General features: G+C 72.1%; 22 protein-coding genes. 11 read left to right on the top strand and 11 right to left on the bottom strand.

Annotation, left to right across the window (positions count from 1 at the left end; all coding sequences use genetic code 11):
• Nucleotides 1–222: 222 nt before the first annotated feature.
• From IE252_RS37955 to IE252_RS37940, 4 genes are all read right to left on the bottom strand, one after another.
• Nucleotides 223–1,230, bottom strand: coding sequence for a hypothetical protein (locus tag IE252_RS37955; protein WP_373298678.1), 1,008 nt, complete (start codon nt 1,228–1,230; stop codon nt 223–225).
• A 108-nt stretch (nt 1,231–1,338) separates the two neighbouring features.
• Nucleotides 1,339–2,271, bottom strand: a complete 933-nt coding sequence (locus tag IE252_RS37950) for an N-acetylneuraminate synthase family protein (RefSeq protein WP_190094051.1) — start codon at nt 2,269–2,271, stop codon at nt 1,339–1,341.
• A gap of 12 nt (nt 2,272–2,283) precedes the next feature.
• Nucleotides 2,284–3,498, bottom strand: coding sequence for an acylneuraminate cytidylyltransferase (locus tag IE252_RS37945; protein ID WP_190094050.1), 1,215 nt, complete (start codon nt 3,496–3,498; stop codon nt 2,284–2,286).
• Nucleotides 3,498–4,820, bottom strand: coding sequence for a DUF6716 putative glycosyltransferase (locus IE252_RS37940; RefSeq protein ID WP_190094049.1), 1,323 nt, complete (start codon nt 4,818–4,820; stop codon nt 3,498–3,500). Before IE252_RS37940 ends, IE252_RS37945 begins: the two co-directional genes overlap by 1 nt.
• 187 nt (nt 4,821–5,007) lie before the next feature.
• Here IE252_RS37940 and IE252_RS37935 point away from each other — a divergent pair, with 187 nt between their 5' ends.
• The gene (locus IE252_RS37935; RefSeq protein WP_190094048.1) at nt 5,008–5,994 is read left to right on the top strand and encodes a glycosyltransferase family 2 protein; all 987 of its coding nucleotides are present in this window, start codon (nt 5,008–5,010) and stop codon (nt 5,992–5,994) included.
• Complete coding sequence (locus tag IE252_RS37930) at nt 5,994–7,313, top strand: alpha-2,8-polysialyltransferase family protein (protein WP_190094047.1); 1,320 nt, start codon at nt 5,994–5,996, stop codon at nt 7,311–7,313. Before IE252_RS37935 ends, IE252_RS37930 begins: the two co-directional genes overlap by 1 nt.
• A 1-nt stretch (nt 7,314) precedes the next feature.
• Here IE252_RS37930 and IE252_RS37925 read toward each other — a convergent pair whose 3' ends face one another.
• Nucleotides 7,315–8,757, bottom strand: coding sequence for an FAD-dependent oxidoreductase (locus IE252_RS37925; RefSeq protein ID WP_308434600.1), 1,443 nt, complete (start codon nt 8,755–8,757; stop codon nt 7,315–7,317).
• A 67-nt stretch (nt 8,758–8,824) separates the two neighbouring features.
• Between IE252_RS37925 and IE252_RS37920 the strand changes: the two genes are divergently transcribed.
• Nucleotides 8,825–9,463: a TetR/AcrR family transcriptional regulator C-terminal domain-containing protein gene (locus tag IE252_RS37920; RefSeq protein WP_190094045.1), complete on the top strand. Its 639-nt coding sequence runs from the start codon at nt 8,825–8,827 to the stop codon at nt 9,461–9,463.
• A gap of 224 nt (nt 9,464–9,687) precedes the next feature.
• Here IE252_RS37920 and IE252_RS37915 read toward each other — a convergent pair whose 3' ends face one another.
• The gene (locus tag IE252_RS37915) at nt 9,688–11,286 is read right to left on the bottom strand and encodes an acyl-CoA mutase large subunit family protein (RefSeq protein ID WP_190094044.1); all 1,599 of its coding nucleotides are present in this window, start codon (nt 11,284–11,286) and stop codon (nt 9,688–9,690) included.
• 95 nt (nt 11,287–11,381) lie between these two features.
• On the opposite strand from IE252_RS37915, the gene IE252_RS37910 reads away from it, so the two are divergent.
• Complete coding sequence (locus tag IE252_RS37910) at nt 11,382–12,275, top strand: L,D-transpeptidase family protein (RefSeq protein ID WP_190094043.1); 894 nt, start codon at nt 11,382–11,384, stop codon at nt 12,273–12,275.
• 180 nt (nt 12,276–12,455) lie between these two features.
• Here the strand turns inward: IE252_RS37910 and IE252_RS37905 are convergent, their stop codons facing one another.
• From IE252_RS37905 to IE252_RS37890, 4 genes are all read right to left on the bottom strand, one after another.
• The gene (locus tag IE252_RS37905) at nt 12,456–13,616 is read right to left on the bottom strand and encodes a hypothetical protein (RefSeq protein WP_190094042.1); all 1,161 of its coding nucleotides are present in this window, start codon (nt 13,614–13,616) and stop codon (nt 12,456–12,458) included.
• Nucleotides 13,616–14,257, bottom strand: a complete 642-nt coding sequence (locus IE252_RS37900) for an RNA polymerase sigma factor (RefSeq protein WP_190094041.1) — start codon at nt 14,255–14,257, stop codon at nt 13,616–13,618. Before IE252_RS37900 ends, IE252_RS37905 begins: the two co-directional genes overlap by 1 nt.
• A 265-nt stretch (nt 14,258–14,522) precedes the next feature.
• Nucleotides 14,523–15,110 (bottom strand): RNA polymerase sigma factor, encoded by a 588-nt coding sequence (locus IE252_RS37895; protein ID WP_190094040.1) that lies wholly within the window; start codon nt 15,108–15,110, stop codon nt 14,523–14,525.
• A gap of 89 nt (nt 15,111–15,199) precedes the next feature.
• Nucleotides 15,200–16,843 carry a beta-N-acetylhexosaminidase gene (locus IE252_RS37890; protein ID WP_190094039.1) on the bottom strand — a complete coding sequence of 548 codons (1,644 nt, stop codon included), beginning with the start codon at nt 16,841–16,843 and terminating at the stop codon, nt 15,200–15,202.
• Between the two features lie 364 nt (nt 16,844–17,207).
• On the opposite strand from IE252_RS37890, the gene IE252_RS37885 reads away from it, so the two are divergent.
• From IE252_RS37885 to IE252_RS37865, 5 genes are all read left to right on the top strand, one after another.
• Entirely contained in the window at nt 17,208–17,723 is a 516-nt protein-coding gene (locus tag IE252_RS37885) for a 2-oxo-4-hydroxy-4-carboxy-5-ureidoimidazoline decarboxylase (RefSeq protein ID WP_229849065.1), read from the top strand.
• Nucleotides 17,724–17,939: 216 nt separating this feature from the next.
• Nucleotides 17,940–18,320, top strand: a complete 381-nt coding sequence (sdhC, locus tag IE252_RS37880) for a succinate dehydrogenase, cytochrome b556 subunit (RefSeq protein ID WP_101389720.1) — start codon at nt 17,940–17,942, stop codon at nt 18,318–18,320.
• Between the two features lie 8 nt (nt 18,321–18,328).
• Nucleotides 18,329–18,805 carry a succinate dehydrogenase hydrophobic membrane anchor subunit gene (locus IE252_RS37875; RefSeq protein ID WP_101389719.1) on the top strand — a complete coding sequence of 159 codons (477 nt, stop codon included), beginning with the start codon at nt 18,329–18,331 and terminating at the stop codon, nt 18,803–18,805.
• Between the two features lie 31 nt (nt 18,806–18,836).
• Nucleotides 18,837–20,591 (top strand): succinate dehydrogenase flavoprotein subunit, encoded by a 1,755-nt coding sequence (sdhA, locus tag IE252_RS37870; protein WP_190094038.1) that lies wholly within the window; start codon nt 18,837–18,839, stop codon nt 20,589–20,591.
• A complete protein-coding gene (locus tag IE252_RS37865) occupies nt 20,591–21,349 on the top strand; it encodes a succinate dehydrogenase iron-sulfur subunit (protein ID WP_190094037.1) in 759 nt (252 codons plus the stop codon). Before sdhA ends, IE252_RS37865 begins: the two co-directional genes overlap by 1 nt.
• 141 nt (nt 21,350–21,490) lie before the next feature.
• Here the strand turns inward: IE252_RS37865 and IE252_RS37860 are convergent, their stop codons facing one another.
• Complete coding sequence (locus IE252_RS37860) at nt 21,491–22,006, bottom strand: MarR family winged helix-turn-helix transcriptional regulator (protein ID WP_190094036.1); 516 nt, start codon at nt 22,004–22,006, stop codon at nt 21,491–21,493.
• Nucleotides 22,007–22,100: 94 nt separating this feature from the next.
• On the opposite strand from IE252_RS37860, the gene IE252_RS37855 reads away from it, so the two are divergent.
• A complete protein-coding gene (locus IE252_RS37855) occupies nt 22,101–23,336 on the top strand; it encodes an MFS transporter (protein ID WP_190094035.1) in 1,236 nt (411 codons plus the stop codon).
• Between the two features lie 25 nt (nt 23,337–23,361).
• Nucleotides 23,362–23,696 (top strand): TetR/AcrR family transcriptional regulator (locus tag IE252_RS37850; RefSeq protein WP_190094034.1); only part of this gene is annotated, 335 nt, incomplete at its 3' end.

Genomic DNA, 23,696 nt, shown 5'->3' with positions numbered 1-23,696 from the left:
CCAACTAACCGTCGATCAACAAAAGTTCAGCCCGATAGGGGAAAGAAATCTGCCCGGCCGACGGTTGTCGGCCGTGGGGGCTGGGTAAACTCGCCGCTCGTTTCTCAGGCGTGTCGCAGATGTTTCGCAGTGTTCTCTCAGCGCGCTCTCAGCGCCGTCTCAGTCCGGCGCGCGCGGACGGCCCGCCGGGGCCCCGGCGGGCGCCCCGGCCCGGGCGCCCGCTCACGCCGCGACCATGCGCAGCCCGTGGGCGTCGCGGGCCGAGCCGGTGACGTCCGCGAGGAAGCCCTGGGCGCGCGGGGACGCCTTGTCGGTGAGCCAGCGGGGGTCGATGTCGCAGACCAGCAGGCGCACGTCGGTGCCCGCCAAGGCGGGCGGCAGGGTGTGCACGACCGTGGAGGGGAAACTGAGGATCGTCCGCCCGACGGGCCCGCGGCGGGCGATGAGTTCGAGTGGCAGGTCCGGCCGGACGATCTCCAGGCCGGTGCGCACGTGCAGCGTGCGCAGCTTCTCCGGGGACTCGCGGCGGTGGGCGAAGTACCGGGTCACGCCGTGGGTGCGGGCCAGGGTGGCGACCGCCTCCAGATACCGGTCGGGGTCGACCACGCCGGTTTCCACCAGCGAGGTGCCCACCATGTCCGCGCCCTTGGTGATGCGCGGCGGACCGAACCGGGCCCGGGTCCAGCCGAAGGTGTTCGGGGTGACCGTGACGGCCTCCGGCGCCTGTACGGGCATGGCACTGAACACCTCGACCGTACGCCCGCGCGAGGGCGTGAGCCGACGGCGGGCCGAGGCGGCGAAGGGGGCGAAGAGCACGTCGCGCGCCCCCGCCCGGCTGCCGCGCCGGTGCCAGCGCACCAGCCGCTCGCCGCTGCCCAGTTGGGCGACGAACTCCATGGTGGCCGTGCCGTCGTCGACGACGACCAGGTCACGGGCGCGGGCCACGGTCAGCAGCAGCTGGACGTAGCGCGAGAACGGGTCGCCGATGACGATCCGGTCGGCGCGGCGCAGCAGCGAGGAGAGCCCGCCGATGGTGCGCAGCGGCGCGGTGGGCCCGCCGCGCGCCTCTTCCCAGCGCACCCGCATGCCCTCCTCGCGGGCCAGCTCCGCCATCCGGCGCAGCTGGCCGCGCGACATCGGGTCGGTGGGCGACAGGACGACGACGGTGAGGTCGTCGTGGGCGGCCGCCGCGTCCTGGGGCCCGGACCGCTGGGCCGGCACGCCGTTCAGCAGCGGGCGCGTGGAATGGGCCCACTCCAGCACGTTGAGCAGCTGGACCGGGCTCTCCACGAAGGCGATCGTGGCGGAGGTGTCCCGAGGCACGGCGGCCGGCCCGGCTCAGACCGAGACCGGCGCGCGGTCGGCGTCGGCCGCCTCGGCCTCGGCGACGACACCGGTGACCCGGCGCAGCTTCTTCATCGGGGCGAGCTCCGACTCGTACACCTTCTTGACGCCGTCGCCGAGCGCGGCCTCGATGGTGCGGATGTCGCGGACCAGGCGCTGCAGACCGCCCGGCTCGACGGAGGCGGCCTGGTCGGAGCCCCACATGGCGCGGTCCAGGGTGATGTGGCGCTCGACGAAGGTGGCGCCGAGGGCGACGGCGGCCAGCGTGGTCTGCAGGCCCGTCTCGTGGCCGCTGTAGCCGATCGGGACGTTGGGGTACTCGGCCATCAGGCTGTTGATGACCCGCAGGTTGAGCTCCTCCGCCTTCGCCGGGTACGTGGAGGTGGCGTGGCAGAGCAGGATGTTGTCGCTGCCGAGCACCTCGACGGCGTGCCGGATCTGCTTCGGGGTGGACATGCCGGTGGAGAGGATCACCGTGCGGCCGGTGGCGCGCAGGGCGCGCAGCAGCTCGTCGTCGGTGAGCGAGGCGGAGGCGACCTTGTGCGCCGGCAGGTCGAACTTCTCCAGGAAGGCGACGGCCTCGGTGTCCCACGGGGAGGCGAACCAGTCGATCCCGCGCTTCTTGCAGTGCTCGTCGATGGTGCGGTACTCCGACTCGCCGAACTCCACCCGGTGGCGGTAGTCGATGTACGTCATCCGGCCCCACGGGGTGTCGCGCTCGATGTCCCACTGGTCGCGCGGCGTGCAGATCTCCGGCGTGCGCTTCTGGAACTTGACGGCGTCGCAGCCCGCGTCGGCGGCGGCGTCGATCAGGGCGAGGGCGTTGCCCAGGTCACCGTTGTGGTTGATGCCGATCTCACCGGTGACGTACACCGGCTGACCCGGTCCGGCGGTACGGCTGCCGAAGGTGCGCAGACGGTTGCTCATGAGGGGGTGTCCTTACTGGGCGGGGGAGTTGTGGAGCGAAGGGGTGTGGTGGAGCTCGGGTCCGAGGAGCCAGGCGGCGATCTCGCGGATCGCGCCCTCACCGCCGGGGGTGGCGGTGACCGCGCGCGCGGCGGCACGCACGGAGTCGTGGGCGTCGGCGACCGCGACCGGCCAGCCGACGAGGGAGAAGCAGGGCAGGTCGTTGACGTCGTTGCCCGCGTAGAGCACCCGCGCCGGGTCGACCCCCGCGTCCTCGCACCACTGCTTGAGGGCGAGATCCTTGCGGTCGACGCCGTGCAGTACGGGGATCCGGAGCTTGCGGGCGCGGGCGGCGACCACCGGGTTCTGCTCGGTGGAGAGGATCAGCAGCTTCAGTCCCGCGCGGCGCAGGGCGGCGACGCCGAGCCCGTCGCCCCGGTGCACGGCGACGAGTTCGCGGCCCTCGGAGTCGATGAGCACCCGGTCGTCGGTCTGGGTGCCGTCGAAGTCGAGGACGACCGCGTCGACGTCGGCGTGGTCGGGGGTGCGGGCCGGGTCGAGCAGCGGCGCGAGCGCCCGGGCGCGGGCCAGGTCGTGCGGGTCGTCGATCTCCAGGACGCGCGCCGGGTCGGTCTTGACCAGCGCGGTGCGGCCGAAGAAGCGGTGGCGGTGGGTGCGGAAGCCCTCGGCGTCCATCGCGTACGCGGCGCCGGTCTCCAGGAAGTCCTGGGGGCGGTCCTGGCGGCGCGGGCGGAAGCTCTTGTCGTGGCCCATGCCCTCGCCGCCGTCCTCGACGGACTCGCGCCAGACGAAGCCGTGGAAGGGGGCGACGGTGACGGCGGTGTCGGCGCCGTCCACGACGACGGCCGCGGCGACCCCGTCCACGTCCTCGTGGGTCAGGAAGGGGCTGGTGCACTGCACCAGCAGGACGACGTCGGTGTCCGCGTGCCCTTCGAGGGCGTGCAGCACGGCCGCCTCGCTGGTCGCGGTGTCCCCCGCGATCGCGGCGGGCCGCACCACCACGTGCGCGCCGGCCGCGGCGGCCGCGGCCGCGATCGCCGGGTCGTCCGTGGAGACGGCGACGTCGGTGACGTGGTGGGCGGCGAGGCAGGCCCGGACGGCCCGGACGACCAGCGGGACGCCGCCGACCGCGGCGAGGTTCTTGCCGGGGACGCCCTTGGAGCCGCCCCGGGCCGGGATGACGGCCAGGACCTTGGGCCGGGCGTTCGTCGAAGGCCGGTCGTTCATCAGAGTTCTCCCATCCGGCGGATGACCGGGGCCACGCGCTGCACGCCGTGGCGGTAGGCCCCGCGGGCCGCGTCCCGTACGGCGTCGCGCACCAGGCGGCGTACGCCGGTGGCCTCCGCCTCGGGTGCGGCGCCCGGCAGCGGGGTGCCGTCGGGGGCGAGGTGGTGGCGGGCGAGGATGCCGGGCAGATAGCCGGGGGCGGTTTCGGGCGTGTAGTAGGGGCGCACGGGCGGCAGGCCGGGCCGGGCGAGCAGCTCCGCGATGCGGGCGCGGGCCGCGTCGAAGGCGGTGGCGTAGGCGTCGCCGGGGGCCACCCCCTGGGCGGCGAGCCAGCCCACGTCGGGGGCCGGGCGGTGGCCGTCGTCCAGCTGGTCCCAGGAGGCGAGGCAGCCCGACCCGACGAAGTGGTGGTTGCCGAGGCCCTCGCGTACGCCCAGGTCGGTCAGGACGGCGGTGGGCACCGAGCGGTGCAGGGACTCCAGGGCGGCCGTCGAGGAGACCGTGACCAGCAGGTCGGTGCGGTCCAGGACCTCGCCCATGTTCCCGTACACCAGACGGAAGTTGGGCGGCAGCTCCAGGGAGCGGGCCAGCTTCTGGTACGGCTGCTCCTCGATGTGCGTGGTGTGCTCGCCGGGCTTGGAGCGCAGCTTGAGCAGCACCTCGCGGTCGGGGTGGCGGCGGGCGTGGGCGATCAGGCGCCGCAGCAGGTAGAGCCGGTCGGCGCGGCTCTCGGGCACGGAGGGCTGGGCGGCGAAGACGACGGTGTCGCGGCCCGGCTCGGGCGCGTAGGGCGCACCGCCGAGGAAGGGCAGGGCGGCCTCGGTCACCGCCGAGGCGTCGGCGCCCACGCCCTCGTACACCGCGCGGAACCGCTCGGCGTCGTGCCGGGAGTTGGCAAGGACCACGTCGGCGCCGTGGCGCAGCAGCAGGCCGTCGGCGAGCTTCTCGTAGACGACGCCGACGTAGCCGGTGACCAGGACGGGCCTGCGGGTGCCGGCCGGCCACAGCCGGGCGAGGCCGTGCAGGGCCGCCTGGGCCGCGCCGCCGACCAGCGCGAGGACCACCACGTCGTACCGCTCGCCCTCGACCGCCTTCAGGAACGCGGCCATCGTCACCTCGCGCAGGGCGTCGGCGTCGACGCCGACCTCGGCGAGCTGGCGCGGGGTGGGGGTGGCCCGGCCGCGCAGCAGGAAGCCGCTGAGCTCGGGCGGGCGCTCGGCGATCCGGCGGGCGGTGAGGGCACCCCATTTCCACCGGGTGTCGGAATCGGCGAGAACGGCGATCCGCGGCGGAGTGTCGGTGGGGTTCGTACGTGATGGCACGTCGACGAAACTAGGAATCCATTCCGTTTGGCGGCCCAACTGGACCGCAACAGATGGTTAACAGCGCGTCTACGAAAGAAGAAAGAGCTCGCAAAGTGAACCGGTTAATAAGCCGGTCGCCCAGTGTTCACCCAACATCCCTCGCACGGACAGGGCGAATGACGCGGCGGCACTTAGCGTCACCCGGGTGGTCAAGCTCTCCGTGGTCGTGCCGTTCTACAACGTGCGGACCTATGCCCCCGACACCCTGAGAAGTCTGCGCGACAACGCGCGTGAGGACTTCGAGTTCCTTCTGGTCGACGACTGCTCCTCGGACGGTACGGCCGCGCTGCTCGCCCGCGCCGAGCGCGAGCTGCCGGGGGCGGTGGTGCTCAGACACGAGAAGAACGGCGGTCTCGCCACCGCTCGCAACACCGGCATCGACGCGGCGCGCGGCGAGTACGTCACCTTCCTCGACGGGGACGACTGGCTCGCGCCCGGCTACTACTCCCGACTGGTGGCGGAGATCGAGGAGTTGGGCTGCGACTTCCTGCGCACCGACCACGTGCAGTGCACCGGCAGCCAGCGCTCGGTGCAGCGGGTGCCGCACGGGCGGCGCGGCGAGGTGCTGGACCCGCGCACGGCGATCCTGCCGACCACCCGCTCGACCTCGGTGGACTACGCGTTCGCCTGGGCCGGGATCTACCACCGGCGGCTGGTGGAGCGGGGTCTGCTGCACTTCACGGACGGGCTGCGCACGGCCGAGGACCGGCCGTGGATCTGGCGGCTGCACCGGCGGGCGGAATCCTTCGCGGTGGTGGGTCTGCTCGGCGTCTACTACCGGCGCGGAGTGGCGACTTCACTGACGCAGATCGGTGACGTACGCCAGCTCGATTTCATCCGGGCATTCGACCAGGTAATCGAGGAAACAGCCCAAGATCCAAATTCCGCGGAACTGCTGCCGAAGGCGGTACGGACATACTGCGCCATCATTTCCCACCACCTGGGAAACAGTGAAAGGTTCGAACCGGCCGTGGCACGGAAACTGCGGACAATGAGTGCGGGAGCGCTGAAAAGGATGCCGCAGGACATTCTCAACGAGGCGCTCGACTCGATGGACTCGGGCCGCGCGTCCCGGCTGCGACGGTTGCGCGGACGCACGGCCTCCCTCGGCTCGGCGGGGGCCGCGGCCTGATGCGTACGACTCAGATCTTCCTGGCGACGACGCTGTACGGAGTGGCGACGCTGGCCGCCGCGATCGACAGCGACTGCTTCGGCCCGGCCGACCGGCGGCTGCTCCTGGTCAGCAACAACGCCCCGATCCCGGAGACTTCGCCCTCGCTCGACGAGATGCCGGGCTTCGCGCCGCTGCGGGAGCGCTTCGACGGGGTGCTGTCGTGGAACGAGACCATCGCGCCGATGCACCCGGGCGGCTGGGCGCCGCGCGCGGACGACGTCCCGCTGTGGGAGCGGCAGCTGCGGCGCGCCTGGGACCTCGGGGACGACCGGATCGAGCTGGCCGTCGAGTCCATCCAGGTCAACCCGGCGGGCGCGGTCGCCCAGCTCTTCCCGGACGCGCCGCTGCACGTGTACGCGGACGGGCTGATGAGCTACGGCCCCACCCGCAACAAGCTGGACCCGCTGGTGGGTTCGCGGGTGCGGCGGGTGCTGCACCTGGACCTGGTGCCGGGCCTGGAGCCGCTGCTGCTCGGCGAGTTCGAGGTGGGCGCGGAGGTGATCCCGACGGCGGCCTTCACCAAGGTGGTGGGCGAGCTGTCGGCCGACGACGCCGACCTGGACGTGCCCGAGGGCGCGGCCCTGCTGCTCGGCCAGTACCTGGCCGCGCTCTCCATCCTGACCGAGGCGGAGGAGGAGCGGCTGCACCTTTCGATGGTGCGGGGCGCGGCCGCGCGCGGCCACCGCCGGATCGTCTTCAAGCCGCACCCCTCGGCGCCGCCCGCCTGGTCGGAGTCGCTGCGCACGGAGGCCGAGGGCCTGGGCGTCGAACTGACGGTCCTGGAGAGCCCGTTGCTGGCCGAGGTGCTGTACGAGCGGATCCGCCCGGCGCTGGTGGTCGGCTGCTTCTCCACCGCGCTCCTCACCGCGTCCGCGTTCTACGACATCCCCGTCGCCCGCACCGGCACGGACCTCCTCCTGGACCGCCTCACCCCGTACCAGAACAGCAACCGGGTGCCGGTGACGCTGGTGGACGCGCTGCTGCCGCCCCTGGAGGGCGAGCCGCCGGAGCCGCCGCACGACCTGGCGGCGCTGGTGGCGGCGGTCGGCTACGCGATGCAGTCCGAGATCCGCCCCGACCTGCGCCCCGCGGCCGAGCGCTACCTCTCCCGCCATCTCACCCCGCACACCTGGCGCTACTTCAAACGCCGCCGCCTGACGACCCTGGCCCTCCCGGGCGCGATCCCGTCCCAGCTGGCCTTCATCCCGCGCAACGCGACGGTACGGAAGCTGGCCCGCCGGGCGCGGGCCGCGGCGCGGCGGGCGCGGGCGGCGTAGGTCACCCGGCGGCGGCCCCGGTCCTCGCCAGGTACTCCCTGAGCCCCTCCGCCGTCTCCCCCGCCCAGCCCACGTATCCATCGGGGCGGATCAGGAACAGGCCGCGGCCGTAGGTGGCGTACGGGCTCAGTTCGTGGACGTGGATCTGGTCGCCGAGATCCCTCGGGGGTTCGGTGCCGAAGGCCAGCAGGGTGAAGTGCGGGCCCTGGAAGAGGTCGAAGAGGCGGCCTTCCGGGAGGATGCCGTCCGGGGCGCGGTCGCCGGGCTCCAGGGCGCCCGCGCCGCCCGAGGCGAGCGGGCCGCCCCGGTAGCCGATGCCGAGCTGCTTGACCTCGTTGCCGCGCTGGGGCTGCTGCCCGAACCGCGCCTCGCGGTGCAGCCGGGTGCTGATGCCGAGGACGTCGGCGGCGACGGGCTCCCGCTCCTGCTCGTACGTGTCGAGCAGCTCGGCCGGGGCGCCGTGCCGCAGCACCTGGCCGAGCTTCCAGCCGAGGTTGTAGACGTCCTGGACGCTGGTGTTGAGGCCCTGGGCACCGGCCGGCGAGTGCACATGGGCGGCGTCCCCGACCAGGAAGACGCGGCCCTCCCGGAACCGCTCCGCCAAGGCGGCCCACGGCCGGAACTCCGAGGCCCAGACGACCTCGGCCACCTGGTCGGCGGTGACCGGGGTACGGGTGGCGGCCAGCTTCCGTACGCCCTCCGGGGTGGTGTCCGGCACCGCGTCCACGTCCTCGTACTGCGCGTACAGCTGGAACAGCCGGGGCACGCCCGGCAGCGGGCAGAGCGAGGCGCCGCCGCCGCTCGCGCCCGGCCACATGTGCCAGTGGTCCTCGTCGACGGTCCGCACCGCGTCCGGGGTGAGGAGCACGTCCGCCACCAGCATCGGCTTGGGGTCGACGCGCTCGCCGCGCATGGAGACGCCGAGCAGCCGCCGCACGGTGGACTTGCCGCCGTCGGCCGCGACCAGATAGCGGGCGCGGACCTCGCGGCCGTCCGCGAAGGTGGCCGTGACCGCGTCCTCGTCCTGGTCGAGGCCGGTCACCTCGGCCTCGAAGACGACCTCGCCGCCGAGGGCGCGCAGATGGTCGTGGAGCAGCGCCTGGAGGTGCGACTGGCCGATCATCAGGGCGTTGGGGAACGGAGTCCGCTCGGTGGCCTCGGCGCGCTCCATGATGTCCCACTCGCGGCCGCGCACGGTCCCGTCCGGGCCCTCCCAGGTGAGCATCCGCGGGTACTCGCACCCGCCCGCCCGGACCCGGTCCAGGATCCCGAAGTCGTAGAGCACCTCCAGGGTGCGCGGCTGGACGGCCTTGCCGCGCGAGCCGGGGAAGAGCACGTCGGACTTCTCGACGAGCAGGGTGTCCACGCCCCGCCGGGCGAGGTCGACGGCGAGGGCGAGCCCGGCGGGACCGGCGCCGACGACGAGGACGTCGACTGCGGTCACGGGCGCTTGCTTAACGTTGTTAAGTGCCATGCCGGGAGCATCCGCTTAACGGTGTTAAGTTGTCAAGGTGGCTACGACGAGAATCGACCGCGCACAGGTCACCGACACCGCGCTGCGGCTCCTGAACGAGGTGGGCCTGGACGGGCTCACGCTCCGGGCGATCGCCAAGGAGCTGAAGGTCCAGGCGCCCGCGCTGTACTGGCACTTCAAGAACAAGCAGGCGCTGCTGGATGAGATGGCGACGGTGATGTACCGCCGCATGGCGGCGGACGGCGTCCCCGACATGACCCCCGACACGCCCTGGCAGGACCAACTCGCCGCCTTCAACCGGGCGTTGCGGTCCATGCTGCTGAGCTATCGCGACGGGGCGAAGGTGTACGGGGGTGCGCGCTTCACCGGGACCGATCACGCCGCGTCGCTGGAGGCGCTGCTCACCGCGATGGAAGCGGCGGGGATCGCGCCGAGCGACGCGGTGCTGGCCGGGACGACCGCGTACGCCTACACGATGGGCTTCGTGGCCGAGGAACAGGGCATGGGCCCCGAGCCCCTCGACATCGACGCGCGCGCGGTCCGCCTGGGCGACTTTCCGCTGGCCGCGGCGGCGGGGCCGGATCTCTTCAGGGGGTACGAGGAGCGGTTCGAGGGGGGTTTGCGGGTGGTGATCGCGGGGATCGAGACGGTGTTCGCGGGGCGGGACGAGGGGTAAGGGCCCGGCCTTCGTCTGCGGCTGGGTGAGTGGCTGGTCGCGCAGTTCCCCGCGCCCCTAAGAATGCCGCTGCGCGGCAATCCCCTGGGCGGCCCGGAGGGGCGCTTTTAGGGGCGCGGGGAACTGCGCGACCAGCCACCCACGGTCCGCAGACAAACGAGGGTTTTTAGGGGCGCGGGGAACTGCGCGCTCAGCCCCCACCGGTCCGCAGGCATCCCGCAGCCTCAGAACACCTCATGCGGAACATAGCTCCCCCACACCTCGCGGAGCGCCCCGCACACCTCCCCCACCGTCGCGCGAGCGGACAGCGCGGTCTTCATGGGGTACAGGACGTTCCCCGAACCCCCCGCGGTGGACCGCAACTCCGCCAGCGCCGAGGCAACCGCACCCGAGTCCCGCGAAGCCCGCAGACGCGCGAGCCGCGCCCCCTGCCGCGCCTCGATCTCCGGATCCACCCGCAGCGGCGAGTACGCCTCCTCCGCCTCCAACCGGAACCGGTTCACCCCCACCACCACCCGCTCCCCCCTGTCCGTCTCCTGCGCGATCCGGTACGCCGAGCGCTCGATCTCGCCCTTCTGGAAGCCGTGTTCGATCGCGCTCACCGCCCCGCCCAGGTCCTCGACCCGCCGCATCAGCGCCAGCACCTCCGCCTCCATGGCGTCCGTCATGGACTCCACGACGTACGACCCGGCGAAGGGGTCGACGGTCGCCGTCACGTCCGTCTCGTACGCGAGGACCTGCTGCGTCCGCAGGGCGAGGCGCGCGCTCTTGTCCGTGGGCAGCGCGATCGCCTCGTCGAAGGAGTTCGTGTGGAGCGACTGCGTGCCGCCGAACACCGCCGCCAGGCCCTGCACGGCGACCCGGACCAGGTTCACCTCGGGCTGCTGGGCGGTCAGCTGCACCCCGGCCGTCTGGGTGTGGAAGCGCAGCATCCACGACTTGGGGTCCTTCGCGCCGAACGACTCCCGCATCACCCGCGCCCAGATCCGCCGAGCCGCCCGGAACTTGGCGACCTCCTCGAGGAGCGTCGTACGGGAGACGAAGAAGAACGACAGGCGCGGCGCGAAGTCGTCCACGTCCATCCCGGCCGCCACAGCCGTACGGACGTACTCGATGCCGTCGGCCAGCGTGAACGCGATCTCCTGCGCGGGCGAGGCGCCCGCCTCGGCCATGTGGTAGCCGGAGATCGAGATCGTGTTCCACTTCGGCATCTCGGCCCGGCAGTACCGGAACACGTCCGCGACCAGCCGCAGCGACGGCTTGGGCGGGAAGATGTAGGTGCCCCGGGCGATGTACTCCTTGAGCACGTCGTTCTGGATCGTCCCCGTCAGCTCGCCCGCCGGGACGCCCTGCTCCTCGGCGACCAGCTGGTACATCAGGAGCAGCAGCGCCGCGGGCGCGTTGATCGTCATCGACGTCGAGACCTCGCCCAGCGGGATCCCGTCGAACAGGACCCGCATGTCCTCGACCGAGTCGACGGCCACCCCGACCTTGCCGACCTCGCCGTGCGCCAGCGGCGCGTCGCTGTCGTGGCCCATCTGGGTGGGCAGGTCGAAGGCGACGGACAGGCCCGTGGTGCCGTTGGCGATCAGCTGCTTGTAGCGGGCGTTGGACTCGGTCGCCGTGCCGAACCCGGCGTACTGGCGCATCGTCCAGGGGCGTGTCGTGTACATCGTCGGGTAGACGCCCCTGGTGAACGGGTACGCGCCCGGCTCGCCCAACTGCTCGGCCGCGTCCCACCCGGCCAGGGCGTCCGGCCCGTAGACCGGGTCGAGGGGAAGACCGCTCTCGGTGCGCCGGGCACCGTCCGACTCGCGCGCCATGTTTTCCGCCTCGCTTCCTCGACGGTTTTTTGCAACCGTTCGGGCCGGGAAACAGTCTCTGGGGTCAACCAGAGGGAATCATCAGGGGGGCGACGATGCGCCGGATCCATCTCACCACTGTCATAGCCAGGACGCTCGCCGCGGCGACCGTGCTGACCGTCACCGCCGCGTGCGGGGCCCAGTCGGACAAGGCGGCGGGGGCCGCCGACCAGAAGCCGGCGGCGGCAGCGCCGTCGACGGCACCGTCCGACGGCACCGCGAACGACAACAAGGCCGACGGCAGCACCGCCGACGGCGCCACCGAGGCCGACCCCGCGTCCGCCCCGTCCGCCAACAGCGCCGCCAAGTCCGCCCCGAAGATCCTGATGGCGACCGGTGCCAAGGGCGCCCAGGTCCAGGAGCTCCAGGCCCGGCTCGCCCAGGTCGGCTGGTTCGACGACACGCCGACCGGTACATACGGCAGCGTCACCGTCGCCGCCGTCAAGGGCTTCCAGAGCAAGCGCGGACTGCCCACCACGGGCTCCGCAGACACCGCCACCCTGCAGCGGCTGGCGGACATGACGACCAAGCCGACCCGCGACGAGCTCGCCGGGAAGGCCGTCAACAAGCCGAAGACCAAGCTGGACAAGCGGTGCATGACCGGCCGCGTGCTGTGCATCAGCAAGACCACCCGCACGCTCAACTGGGTGGTGAACGGCAAGGTCCTGTCGTCGATGGACGTGCGGTTCGGCTCGCAGTACACGCCGACCCGCGAGGGCACCTTCAAGGTCTTCCTGAAGAGCAAGAACCACGTCTCGTCGATCTACCACACGCCGATGCCGTACGCGATGTTCTTCAGCGGCGGCCAGGCCGTGCACTACTCGTCGGACTTCGCCAAGCGCGGTTACGCGGGCGCCTCGCACGGCTGTGTGAACGTGCGCGACAAGGCCAAGCTCGCCAAGCTCTTCGACCAGGTGAAGGTCAACGACAAGGTCGTCATCTACTGGTGATCCGGCCGCCGGGCCGCCCAGGGCGGCCCGGCCGGACAAGAGAGGGCGCGGGCGGGATCGGGGGAACGTCTCCCGCCCGCGCCATTCGCGCCGAGCCCTGGGTACGGGGGGAACCCGGGCTCACTGCGCCGCCGATGACCAGTCGGCTCACTTCCTACTGCGTCGGCGGGCCGAAAAGTGTCACACCAGTCGGTCGAGCCGGTGTGCGAGCCGCTGGTCGGCGCCCGTCACGACCGCGCCGAGCAGCGCGAGCGGGCGCGGCGCCGGGAGCGCGCGGGAGGCCGGCGGGACGGCCGGCAGGGCGGGCGGCCGGGTCGCGCCGCTCTGGTCGGCGTCGCCGGTGCCCGGGACGCCCGGCAGACCGGGGAGCGCAGGTGAGCCGCTCGCGGGCGGCGTCGACCAGCTCACGTTCGGCAGCTTCAGGACCGAGCCGTCACGGCCGCCGCGGCCCCCGGAGGTGCCGCCGGGGCCGCCATGGCCGTCCCCCTTGTCGTCGCCGGAGCCGCCCTTGCCGCCCGAGTCGCCCTTGCCCCCGGAGCCGCCCTTGCGGCCCCGGTCGGCCTCCGCGATGACGGCATCGCAGAACTGCTTCACGCGCTCGGCGCCCAGAGCGGCGATTTCCAGCCGTTGTCGACGGTTCTGGTCGAGGCGTCCCGAGCGGAAGTCGCGGCAGTACTCGACCTTCTTGGAAGCCCAGTCGTTCTTCTGCCCCTCGGTCGGGGCGGGTGGGGCGGGCGTCGTCTTCGGGGTACCGGCGGATCCCGGTGTGGCACCCGGAGTGGTGGCCTCGCCCGACGGAGAGCGGCCCGGCGTGGGCGACTTCGGGGTGGCGGGGGCGCCGGTGCGCGCGGACGGCGACTCCGAGGCGATCGGCTCCGGGCTCGCGACGGCCGACACGGACGACTCGGGGCCGGGCCCCGCGGTGCCGAGCCCCGGCAGCACACCGGTCCCGGCGGCCATGGCGACGCCGCCCAGGGCACACCCGGCGAGCGCCGCGGCCAGGCCGAAGCGGACCGGCCGTAGCCGTCGGGGCGCGCGGGTGCCACGGGGCGCGCGCCCGACCCGTACGACGGTGTCGGCGCGGGCGCCGGACGGGGCGCCGGCCTCGGCGCGGGCGCTGCGGAACGCGGCCAGCGCCGCGGCCTCGCCCGGCAGGTCGCGGGTGGCGGCGGCCGGGGCGTCCATGGTCTGCCGTACGTCGGGACCGGCCAGCGCGCGCAGCACGGCGGAGAGCCGTTCGGCCTGCTCGCGGGCACGGTCGTCGGCGGGAACGACGTTCTCGCCGCGCAGCAGCCGCTCCGCGACGTCCTCGTCCAGCCATTCGTGGCGCTCGTCGGCCATCACATGTCCTTCTGCGTCGGCGCACCCGATTGCGTCACACCGCACGACCGGTTCCGTTGCGGCGGCACACCGCCGAGATCCGCCGGGGCGTCCTCCGTGCCCAGCAGTTCGGCCAGCCGCTTGAGGCCGCGGTGCGCGGCCGTGCGCACCGCGCCGGGCCGCTTGCCCAGGGTCTCGGCCGCGCTCTTGGCGTCGAGCCCGACCACCACCCGCAGCACCACGGCCTCGGCCTGGTCCTGCGGGAGCTGCGCGATGAGCGCCATCGTATGTCCGGTGGCCAGCGACTCCATCGCCTCGCCCGCGGTGTCCGAGTCGGCGGGGCGGCCGGTCAGCTCGGTCTCGTCGCCGCCCACGGCGGGACGGCGGCCGCGCATCCGGATGTGGTCCAGGGCCCGGTTGCGGGCGATGGTGGCGGCCCAGCCGCGGAACCGGTCCGCGTCGCCGCTGAAGCGCTCGATGTCCCGGGCTATCTGGAGCCACGCCTCGGACGTCACGTCCTCCGCGTCGGCCTCGCCCACCAGCGTGCGGGTGTAGCCCAGCAGCCGTGGGTGCACCGCGCGGTACACAGCACGGAACGCGCTCTCGTCGCCGCCCTGTGCCGCGAGTATCGCGGCGGTCAGCTCCGCGTCTTCCCCCTGCACTCCCTGCACCCTGCCCTGGTGTCGCAGCCGGTCATCGCTGCCGCGCCGACCGGCGCGAAGGAGCACGCTACGGCCTGGGCGGCGGTTAAGTCCATTACTTGTACAACCCGCAACAATTCACTGACACAGCGCGGTGTGACAGAAAACGCAGCCATGGCGCTGAGAGGAGTACGGGGTCGCCACACGGCCCCGACGGAAGACGGCCGGGGCCTCTCCTGTGGGGGGTGGCGGCCCCGGCCGTCCTTCCGCGCCGACTCCCCCGCGCCTACGGCCGGTCCGTCTCCGACCCGAGCCCCTGCGCGAGCCGCCGCAGCCCGCGATGCGCCGAGGTCCGTACGGACCCGGGGCGCTTGCCGAGGACCCGCCCGGCCGCCACGCCGTCGAGCCCGGCCACCACCCGCAGCAGCACCGCCTCGGCCTGTTCGCGCGGCAGGGTGGCGATCAGCTGGAGCGCCCAGCGGGTCGACAGGAACTCCAGGGCCGCCTCGGCGGTGTCCTGGCCGCCCGGCAGTTCCAGCGCCTCCTGGTCGAGCCCGACCGTGCGCGGTCTTCGCTTCTGGCGGCGCAGGTGGTCCAGGGCCCGGTGGCGCGCGATGGTCGCGGCCCAGCCTCTGAAGCCCGCCCCGTCGCCCCGGAACCGGGCCAGGTCACGGGCTATCTCCAGCCACGCGTCGGACGCCACGTCCTCGGCCTCGGCGGCGACCAGCGCCCGCATCTGGGCGAGCAGCCCCGGGTGGACCAGCCGGTAGACCACGGCGAAGGCCCGCTCGTCCCCCTCCTGGGCGCGTGCGACGGCCGCCCCGAGCTCCGCGTCGTCGGCCCGTATCCGGCCATGCCGGCCCCCGTCCCCCATGGTCTGTTCTGCGCACGGGCGGCCGGAATTGTCACAGCCGGGGCCTGACGGGGCTCACCCCAGCCTGACGGCCGGGGCCTGGCGGGAGCTCACCCCAGCTTGTCGGCGAGCTCCTTGAACTCCTCCCAGTCCACGGCCGGCGTGCGCGGGTCCCACAGCTTCTGGGCGGTGGCGCGCAGCGGCATCCGGATGCCGCGGGCCACCTGGTCCTGGGTCTGGGCGTCGGCGTAGTCGCACCAGACGGCGAACCGGGCGCCGAGCACCTGGTCGGAGTAGCGGGCGGCGACGGGCCTGGTGCCGCGCAGCACCAGCGGCGTCCACTCCTGGTAGATGCGCCGCCCGGTGGGGTACTTGAAGGCGTTGGGCTCGCCCAGGACGTAGTACAGGTACTCGTCGTTGAGGTTGACCGTCTTGCGGCCCTCGGCGAGGTACTCCTCCGGCGGGCGGGCGCCGAGCTCCTTGCCGGTCCAGTACTCGACCTCGCGGGCCCGGTCGGGGGCGACGGAGGTGCCCTTGAAGTAGCCGTCGTTCCAGGCCTTGAACTTCTTGCCGTACGGGCGCAGCGTCGCCGCCCGGTCGTTGAGCCAGCCGGTCGCCAGGTCCGCTATGTCGCCCTTGGGGCCGTACTTGGCGCGCGCGGCGGCGGCCAGGCCCGGGTAGGTGGCCTCGGGGTTCTTGGCCATCAGGGCGAGGTACTCGTCGCCGCCGAGGTGCCAGTAGGCGCCGGGGAACAGGTCCGCGTACTCGCGCAGCAGGTCGTCGACGAACCGCGCCGCCTCCGGGTTCGCTATGTCGACCGCGCCCTGGACGGTGCGGCCGGTGGCGCTGCGCAGCCCGAGCGCCGGGTGGGCCTTGATCACCGCGCCCAGGTGGCCCGGCGAGTCGATCTCGGGGACCACCTCGATGTGCAGCCGCCGGGCGAGCGCCACGATCCGCTCGACCTCGCGCTTGCTGAGGTGGTCGCGCGAGACGACCTCGGGGTGCGAGGCGGACTCGATACGGAAGCCCTGGTCGTCGGAGAAGTGCAGCCCGAGCTGGTTCATCTTCAGGTCGGCCATCTCGCGCAGCCGGGCCTCGATCCAGCCCGCCGTGAACGGCTTGCGGGCGATGTCCAGGTTGAGGCCGCGCTGGGGGCGGTCGGGCCAGTCCTCGACGACGCCCTCGGGCATCACCCCGCCGTCGCGCAGCGCCTGCTTGAGGGTGCGGGTGCCGTAGAAGACCCCGGCCTCGTCGGGGCCGGTGATCCGCACGGTCCGCTCGCGGGCGGTCAGCGTGTACGACTCGGGGGTGGCCTTGGCCTTCGGGTCCAGGGCCAGCTCGATGTCCCCGGGCCGGGGCGCCGCGCCCTGCGCGTACTCCTTGTCGAGCTCCTCCGCGAGCAGCTGCGCCTCGTCAGCGAGCGCCTCACTGCCGGTGGGCACGACGACGCGGGTGGCCGCGACGGGCCGGAAGCCGGGGCCGCGGGCGGGCTCGTGCTGCCGTACGGAGGGGATCGTGCGGGGCGGCGAGGAGAGCGGGTAGATCTGGGCGGGCGAGGAGGAGGCGCCCGGTTTCGGATCGAGGCGGCCGCCGTGGCCGCCGTGGGTGTCGTCCTCGGGCCAGACCAGCACGGTGAGCACGAGGGCGGCCGCCGCCGCGACGGCGACGCGTGCCACCAGGGCGCCCCGGCCGATCCGGGCCGTCCGGTCACCGCGGGCGCCGTCGGCGCCGCCGGCACTCCTGGACTGCGACATCACTCTGAATCCTCCCATACGGGAACAACCACGGCGAAGGCGAGGCGAGGGACCCGGGAGGCGTCCACCATGCGCACCTCACCCCTCACGTCCGGGTGAAATTCGCGCGACCGTCGGACACCCTCCACCGGGCCTCGATAGCGTGGCGGCACTCCCACCTCTTCTTCACCTCCCGCCTCTCTGCTGTCTCTCCGCCGGCGCCCGCACGAAGCCGTCGCCGGCCGCCGTTCGTCGTTCGTTCGAGGAGCCCACGCTGTCCAGCGATTCCCACGCCGGCCCCCGGAAGCGACCGCCGCCACTTCATCACACTCCCCGCCCCACAGGCCGCCCGGCCGTATCGGAGCAGGCCTACACCAACCCGGTCATCCCGGGCCCGTACGAGCCGGTCGAGGACGGGCTCGTACGGTTCAACCACGCCCCCGAGGCGGCCGCCGAGGCCGTGCTGCTCGGGTGCTGCGCCAGCCGCCGCTGGGCCCTGCGGGTGGCCGCCCACCGCCCCTACCCGGATTTGGACGCGCTGCTCGCCGCGGCCGACGAGGCCAGCTACGACCTCGCGCACGACGACCTCACCGAGGCCCTTGCCGACGAGCGCTCGCCGGGCCTGGACCCCACGGCCCCGTCGGCGGCCCACACCGCGCTGCGGGCCGCGCACGCCGCGTACGAGAGCCGGTTCGGGCACGCCTTCGTGATCTGCCTGGAGGGGCGACGCCCCACCGAACACCTGAACGAGATGCTCGGGGGAATCCGGGTGCGGATGACCAACGAGCAGGACGAGGAGCGGGCCATCGCCGCCGAGGAGCTGCGGCGACTCGCCCGTGCCCGACTCACCCATCTCCTGACCAACCACCCGGAACCGGACACGGCGGGCGCACCCCGCTGAACCCGCCCCCACCACCGGCCCCATGACGGCCCGTCCGGGCCCGTCCGTAGCCCGTCCGTGGCAGATTGATTGCCTGTTTGATCACACCTGAGGACCCCGCGCGAACGAACCGACATCTCGTCGCTACGATGACCGGGGCCGGTGGACCGTACCCGGCCGGGTCAGACCGACAGTCAAGCCGGCCGGCCCTAGTCCCCGCTCCCGGAGGGTTTTTCCGTGCCGGCTGGAACGCTGTACCGCGGCCGGGAAGGCATGTGGTCGTGGGTGGCTCATCGAGTCACCGGTGTCCTCATCTTCTTCTTCCTGTTCGTCCATGTCCTCGACACCGCCCTCGTGCGTGTCTCCCCCGAGGACTACGACAAGGTCGTCGCTACCTACAAGACGCCCATCGTGGCTCTTTTGGAGTACGGCCTCGTCGCCGCCATCCTCTTCCACGCGCTCAACGGTCTCCGCATCATCGCGGTCGACTTCTGGGCCAAGGGCCCCCGCTACCAGAAGCAGATGCTGTGGTCCGTCGTGATCACCTGGCTGATTCTGATGGCCGGAGCGCTGTACCCGGTGCTCGGTCACGCCGCCCGCGAACTGTTCGGGAGCTGAGGACTGACATGTCTGCCGAAACCACTTCCGCGATCGGCGAGGTCGAGGCCACCGGCCTGTACGACGCCGACAACCCCGCGCCGCTCATCGAGGCCCCGCGCAAGCGGACCAAGAAGACGCCGAAGTCGACCCGCACCAACTTCGAGCTGTACGGCTGGCTCTTCATGCGGCTGTCCGGCGTCGTCCTGGTCGTCCTCGTCGTCACCCACCTGTGCATCCAGCTGGTGCTCGACGGCGGCGTCTCCAAGATCGGCTTCGCCTTCGTGGCGGGCCGCTGGGCCAACCCGTTCTGGCAGGTCTGGGACCTGGCCATGCTGTGGCTGGCGATGCTGCACGGCGCCAACGGCCTGCGCACGGTCATCAACGACTACGCGCAGCGGGACAACACCCGCTTCTGGCTGAAGATGCTGCTCTACACCGCCACGGTGTTCACCGTCCTGCTGGGCACGCTGGTGATCTTCACCTTCGACCCGAACATCCGCTAGGCCACGGGCTGAGGGACTGAGGAATTCTCTGATGAAGATCCACAAGTACGACACCGTCATCGTCGGCGCCGGTGGCGCCGGTATGCGCGCCGCCATCGAGGCGACGAAGCGCAGCCGCACCGCGGTGCTGACGAAGCTCTACCCCACCCGCTCCCACACGGGCGCGGCGCAGGGCGGCATGGCCGCCGCGCTCGCCAACGTGGAGGAGGACAACTGGGAGTGGCACACCTTCGACACGGTCAAGGGCGGTGACTACCTGGTCGACCAGGACGCCGCCGAGATCCTGGCGAAGGAGGCCATCGACGCGGTCCTCGACCTGGAGAAGATGGGCCTGCCGTTCAACCGCACCCCGGACGGCACCATCGACCAGCGCCGCTTCGGCGGCCACTCGCGCAACCACGGCGAGGCCCCGGTCCGCCGGTCCTGCTACGCCGCGGACCGCACCGGCCACATGATCCTCCAGACGCTGTACCAGAACTGCGTCAAGGAGGGCGTGGAGTTCTTCAACGAGTTCTACGTGCTCGACCAGCTCATCACCGAGGTCGACGGCGTCAAGACGTCCGCCGGTGTGGTGGCGTACGAGCTCGCGACCGGCGAGATCCACGTCTTCCAGGCGAAGTCCGTGATCTACGCGTCCGGCGGCACCGGCAAGTTCTTCAAGGTGACCTCCAACGCGCACACCCTGACCGGTGACGGCCAGGCCGCCTGCTACCGCCGTGGTCTGCCGCTGGAGGACATGGAGTTCTTCCAGTTCCACCCGACGGGCATCTGGCGCATGGGCATCCTGCTGACGGAGGGCGCCCGCGGTGAGGGCGGCATCCTCCGCAACAAGGACGGCGAGCGCTTCATGGAGAAGTACGCGCCGGTCATGAAGGACCTCGCGTCCCGTGACGTCGTGTCCCGCTCCATCTACACGGAGATCCGTGAGGGCCGCGGCTGCGGTCCCGAGGGCGACCACGTCTACCTCGACCTCACGCACCTCCCGCCGGAGCAGCTGGACGCCAAGCTCCCGGACATCACCGAGTTCGCGCGCACGTACCTGGGCATCGAGCCGTACACGGACCCGATCCCGATCCAGCCCACCGCGCACTACGCCATGGGTGGCATCCCGACCAACGTCGAGGGTGAGGTCCTGGCGGACAACACCACCGTCGTCCCGGGCCTGTACGCAGCCGGCGAGGTCGCCTGCGTATCGGTGCACGGCGCCAACCGCCTGGGCACCAACTCGCTGCTCGACATCAACGTCTTCGGCAAGCGCTCCGGCATCGCCGCCGCCGAGTACGCCGCCAAGCACGACTACGTCGAGCTTCCGGAGAACCCGGCGGAGCTGGTGGAGACGCAGGTCAAGAACCTGCTGTCGTCGACCGGCACCGAGCGGGTCGCGGTGATCCGCAAGGAGCTGCAGGAGACCATGGACGCCAACGTCATGGTCTTCCGCACCGAGCAGACGATCAAGACGGCCGTGGAGAAGATCGCGGAGCTCCGCGAGCGCTACAAGAACGTCTCGGTCCAGGACAAGGGCAAGCGGTTCAACACCGACCTCCTGGAAGCCATCGAGCTGGGCAACCTGCTCGACCTGGCCGAGGTCATGGCCGTCTCGGCCCTGGCGCGCAAGGAGTCCCGCGGCGGTCACTACCGCGAGGACTACCCCAACCGCGACGACGTCAACTTCATGCGCCACACCATGGCGTACCGCGAGGTCGCGGACGGCGGCAAGGACTCGATCCGACTCGACTACAAGCCCGTCGTCCAGACCCGCTACCAGCCGATGGAGCGTAAGTACTGATGGCCACCCCCACTCTGGAAAAGGCGGAGGCGGGCTTCGCCGACTCCCCGTACATCACGGTCACCTTCCGGATCCGCCGGTTCAACCCGGAGATCTCGGACGAGGCCACCTGGCAGGACTTCCAGGTCGAGATCGACCCGAAGGAGCGCGTGCTCGACGGTCTCCACAAGATCAAGTGGGAACTGGACGGCTCGCTGACCTTCCGGCGCTCGTGCGCGCACGGCATCTGCGGTTCGGACGCCATGCGGATCAACGGCAAGAACAGGCTCGCCTGCAAGACGCTGATCAAGGACCTGAACCCGGAGAAGCCGATCACGGTCGAGGCCATCAAGGGCCTGACGGTCCTGAAGGACCTGGTCGTGGACATGGACCCGTTCTTCCAGGCGTACCGCGACGTGATGCCCTTCCTCGTCACGAAGGGCAACGAGCCGACGCGTGAGCGGCTGCAGTCCGCCGAGGACCGCGAGCGCTTCGACGACACCACCAAGTGCATCCTGTGCGCCGCGTGCACCTCGTCGTGCCCGGTGTTCTGGAACGACGGCCAGTACTTCGGCCCGGCGGCGATCGTCAACGCGCACCGCTTCATCTTCGACTCGCGTGACGAGGCCGGGGAGCAGCGCCTGGAGATCCTGAACGACAAGGACGGCGTGTGGCGCTGCCGCACCACGTTCAACTGCACGGACGCGTGCCCGCGCGGCATCGAGGTCACGAAGGCGATCCAGGAAGTCAAGCGTGCGCTGATCACGCGCCGCTTCTGATTCCCTGAGCGGTACGCGTAGGCCCCGCTTCCCTTCCGGGAGGCGGGGCCTTTCGCGTACCGCCTAGTTGCTCGTCTGCGGGCCGTCGTGGGCTGGTCGCGCAGTTCCCCGCGCCCCTAATGGTCGCCCCACGTCCAGCGCTCAGCCCCGCGCTTCCGCGAGCACCATGATCCGCCGCAACATGTCGTTGAGTGCTTCCTGCTCGCCCCGCGACAACGCCCCCAGCACCCGCGACTCCTCGTCCCCCAGCATGTCCATCGCCCCCCGCCACGTCGCCCGACCCGACTCGGTCAGCTCGACGTGGACCCGTCGCCGGTCCGTCGTGGAGGGCGTCCGGCGCAGGAACCCGCGCCGCTCCAGCGCGTCGAGGCGGCCCGTGACGGACGCGGGCGCCAGGTCCAGGTCCGTGGCGAGCTGCGACGGCGTCGCCGTACCCCCACGCCCCGCCAGCTTGTGCAGCGTGTCGAACTCCGGCCGGTCGAGCGCGAAGTCGACCAGGGACTGCTCCCGTACGCGCTGGAGGTGGACGGAGAGCTTCTTCATCCGCGTCACCGCGCCCTCGACCACCGGGTCGAGCCCCGGCAGCACCGGCAGCCACTGCTCCACGTGCCCGTCGGTCCAGTCCCGCTGCTCCTCGGCTCTGTCTGCGCTCTCCATGTCCTGATCGTACGTACGCGACAGCCCGACCTGCCCCTTCGGCCGCGAAATATTTCGTTGACGAATTATTCGGCACCGAAATAGATTGCGAGGCATGCCACCACTGCCGCATCCCCTGCGCACGCGCGCGTTCCGGCTGCTCTTCATCGGCCGCTCCCTGTCCCTGCTCGGCGACGCCGTGATCCCGGCCGCGCTCAGCCTCGCCGTCTTCATGGCGACCGGCTCCACCGCCAAGCTGGCGATCGTGCTCGCCTGTTCGATGGTCCCCAAGCTGCTGCTCCTGCCGTTCGGCGGCGTCATGGGCGACCGCGTCAACGCCCGTACGGTCGCGCTCGGCACCGACCTCGTCCGCTGCGCCACCCAGCTCTTCGTGGGCATCGAGCTGCTCGGCGGGGACCCGCGGCTGTGGCAGATCGCGCTCGCCGAGGCGATCGGCGGCTGCGCCTCCGCCTTCGCGATGCCCGCGATGGCGCCGCTGATCACCAGCACGGTCGAGGAGGAGAACCGGCGGCGCGCCAACGCCCTGATGGGCGTGGTCAGCAGCGCCACCCGGCTGGGCGGCCCGGCGCTCGCGGCCGTGCTCATCCTGACCGCCGGACCTGGCTGGGCCTTCGTGCTGGACTCTGCCTCCTTCGCGGTCAGCGCGGCTCTGCTGACCTCGATCCGGGTGCGGCACGTGCCGCTGGTCCGGCGCTCGCTCGCCGCCGACCTCAAGGAGGGCTGGGGCGAGATGCGGTCGCGGGACTGGTACTGGACCAGCCTGTTCGCCCACTCCGCGTGGAACGGCGCCGCCGCCGTCCTGATGACGCTGGGACCGGCCATCGCCTTCGAGCAGTTCGACGGCAAGGGGTTCTGGCTGGCGTTCATGCAGGCGGGCGCGGTCGGCCTGCTGCTCGGCTCGCTGCTCGCCGGGCGCGCCCGGCCCAGGCGCCCCATCCTGACGGCCAATCTGGGCCTGGCCACCTACGCCCTGCCGCTCACCCTCCTTGCGCTCTCCGCCCCGGCGCCGGTCTGCATCGCCGCGTACGGCATCGCCCAGCTCGGGCTCGGCTTCCTCTCGCCGGTCTGGGAGACCGCGGTGCAGTCGGCCATCCCCGGCCACGCGCTGGCCCGCGTGACCTCGTACGACTGGCTGCTCTCGCTGGCGGCGATGCCCGTCGGGTACGCGCTCGGGCCGCTGGCCGCCGACGCCTGGGGGCCCGAAGTGCCGCTGCTGGCCGCCGCGCTGGTGGTGGGCGGGGCCTGTCTGGCGACGGCGGCGGTGCCGGGGGTGCGCCAGTTCGGCCGCCCGGTGCAGGACACTCCCGTCCTCACCCGGGCTGAAGCCTGACCGCGGTCATGCGTAGGCTCTTGGCGTGCCAGCAGAGAACCAGGTCCCGCAGAGCGAGCAGGGTCCCGCCAAGGGCGAGCAGACCCGCACCCTGATCCTGGAGACCGCGATGCGGTTGTTCCAGGAGCTGGGTTACGACAAGACGACCATGCGGGCCATCGCCAAAGAGGCCGGGGTCTCGGTCGGCAACGCGTACTACTACTTCGCGGGCAAGGAACACCTGATCCAGGGGTTCTACGACCGGATCGCCGCCGAACACCAGGCGGCGGTCCGCGACGTCCTGGACCGCGAGAGCGATCTGGAGGCGCGCCTGGCGGGGGTGCTGCGTGCCTGGCTGGACATCGCGGCCCCCTACCACGA

Origin of the sequence: Streptomyces melanogenes, from assembly GCF_014649795.1 — a bacterium.
GTDB classification, from domain to species: domain Bacteria; phylum Actinomycetota; class Actinomycetes; order Streptomycetales; family Streptomycetaceae; genus Streptomyces; species Streptomyces noboritoensis.
Note: the sequence above shows the minus strand (reverse complement) of the source record. Positions and strands in the feature narration are given on the sequence as shown.

Excerpts from the sequence above, each read along its gene's own strand:
- IE252_RS37910 (WP_190094043.1), top strand. The coding sequence starts at position 11,382 with ATGCGCCGGATCCATCTCACCACTGTCATAGCCAGGACGCTCGCCGCG.
- IE252_RS37945 (WP_190094050.1), bottom strand. The coding sequence starts at position 3,498 with ATGAACGACCGGCCTTCGACGAACGCCCGGCCCAAGGTCCTGGCCGTC.
- IE252_RS37895 (WP_190094040.1), bottom strand. The coding sequence starts at position 15,110 with ATGGGGGACGGGGGCCGGCATGGCCGGATACGGGCCGACGACGCGGAG.
- IE252_RS37860 (WP_190094036.1), bottom strand. The coding sequence starts at position 22,006 with ATGGAGAGCGCAGACAGAGCCGAGGAGCAGCGGGACTGGACCGACGGG.
- IE252_RS37905 (WP_190094042.1), bottom strand. The coding sequence starts at position 13,616 with ATGGCCGACGAGCGCCACGAATGGCTGGACGAGGACGTCGCGGAGCGG.
- IE252_RS37950 (WP_190094051.1), bottom strand. The coding sequence starts at position 2,271 with ATGAGCAACCGTCTGCGCACCTTCGGCAGCCGTACCGCCGGACCGGGT.
- IE252_RS37855 (WP_190094035.1), top strand. The coding sequence starts at position 22,101 with ATGCCACCACTGCCGCATCCCCTGCGCACGCGCGCGTTCCGGCTGCTC.
- sdhA (WP_190094038.1), top strand. The coding sequence starts at position 18,837 with ATGAAGATCCACAAGTACGACACCGTCATCGTCGGCGCCGGTGGCGCC.
- IE252_RS37930 (WP_190094047.1), top strand. The coding sequence starts at position 5,994 with ATGCGTACGACTCAGATCTTCCTGGCGACGACGCTGTACGGAGTGGCG.
- IE252_RS37890 (WP_190094039.1), bottom strand. The coding sequence starts at position 16,843 with ATGTCGCAGTCCAGGAGTGCCGGCGGCGCCGACGGCGCCCGCGGTGAC.
- IE252_RS37875 (WP_101389719.1), top strand. The coding sequence starts at position 18,329 with ATGTCTGCCGAAACCACTTCCGCGATCGGCGAGGTCGAGGCCACCGGC.
- IE252_RS37865 (WP_190094037.1), top strand. The coding sequence starts at position 20,591 with ATGGCCACCCCCACTCTGGAAAAGGCGGAGGCGGGCTTCGCCGACTCC.
- IE252_RS37915 (WP_190094044.1), bottom strand. The coding sequence starts at position 11,286 with ATGGCGCGCGAGTCGGACGGTGCCCGGCGCACCGAGAGCGGTCTTCCC.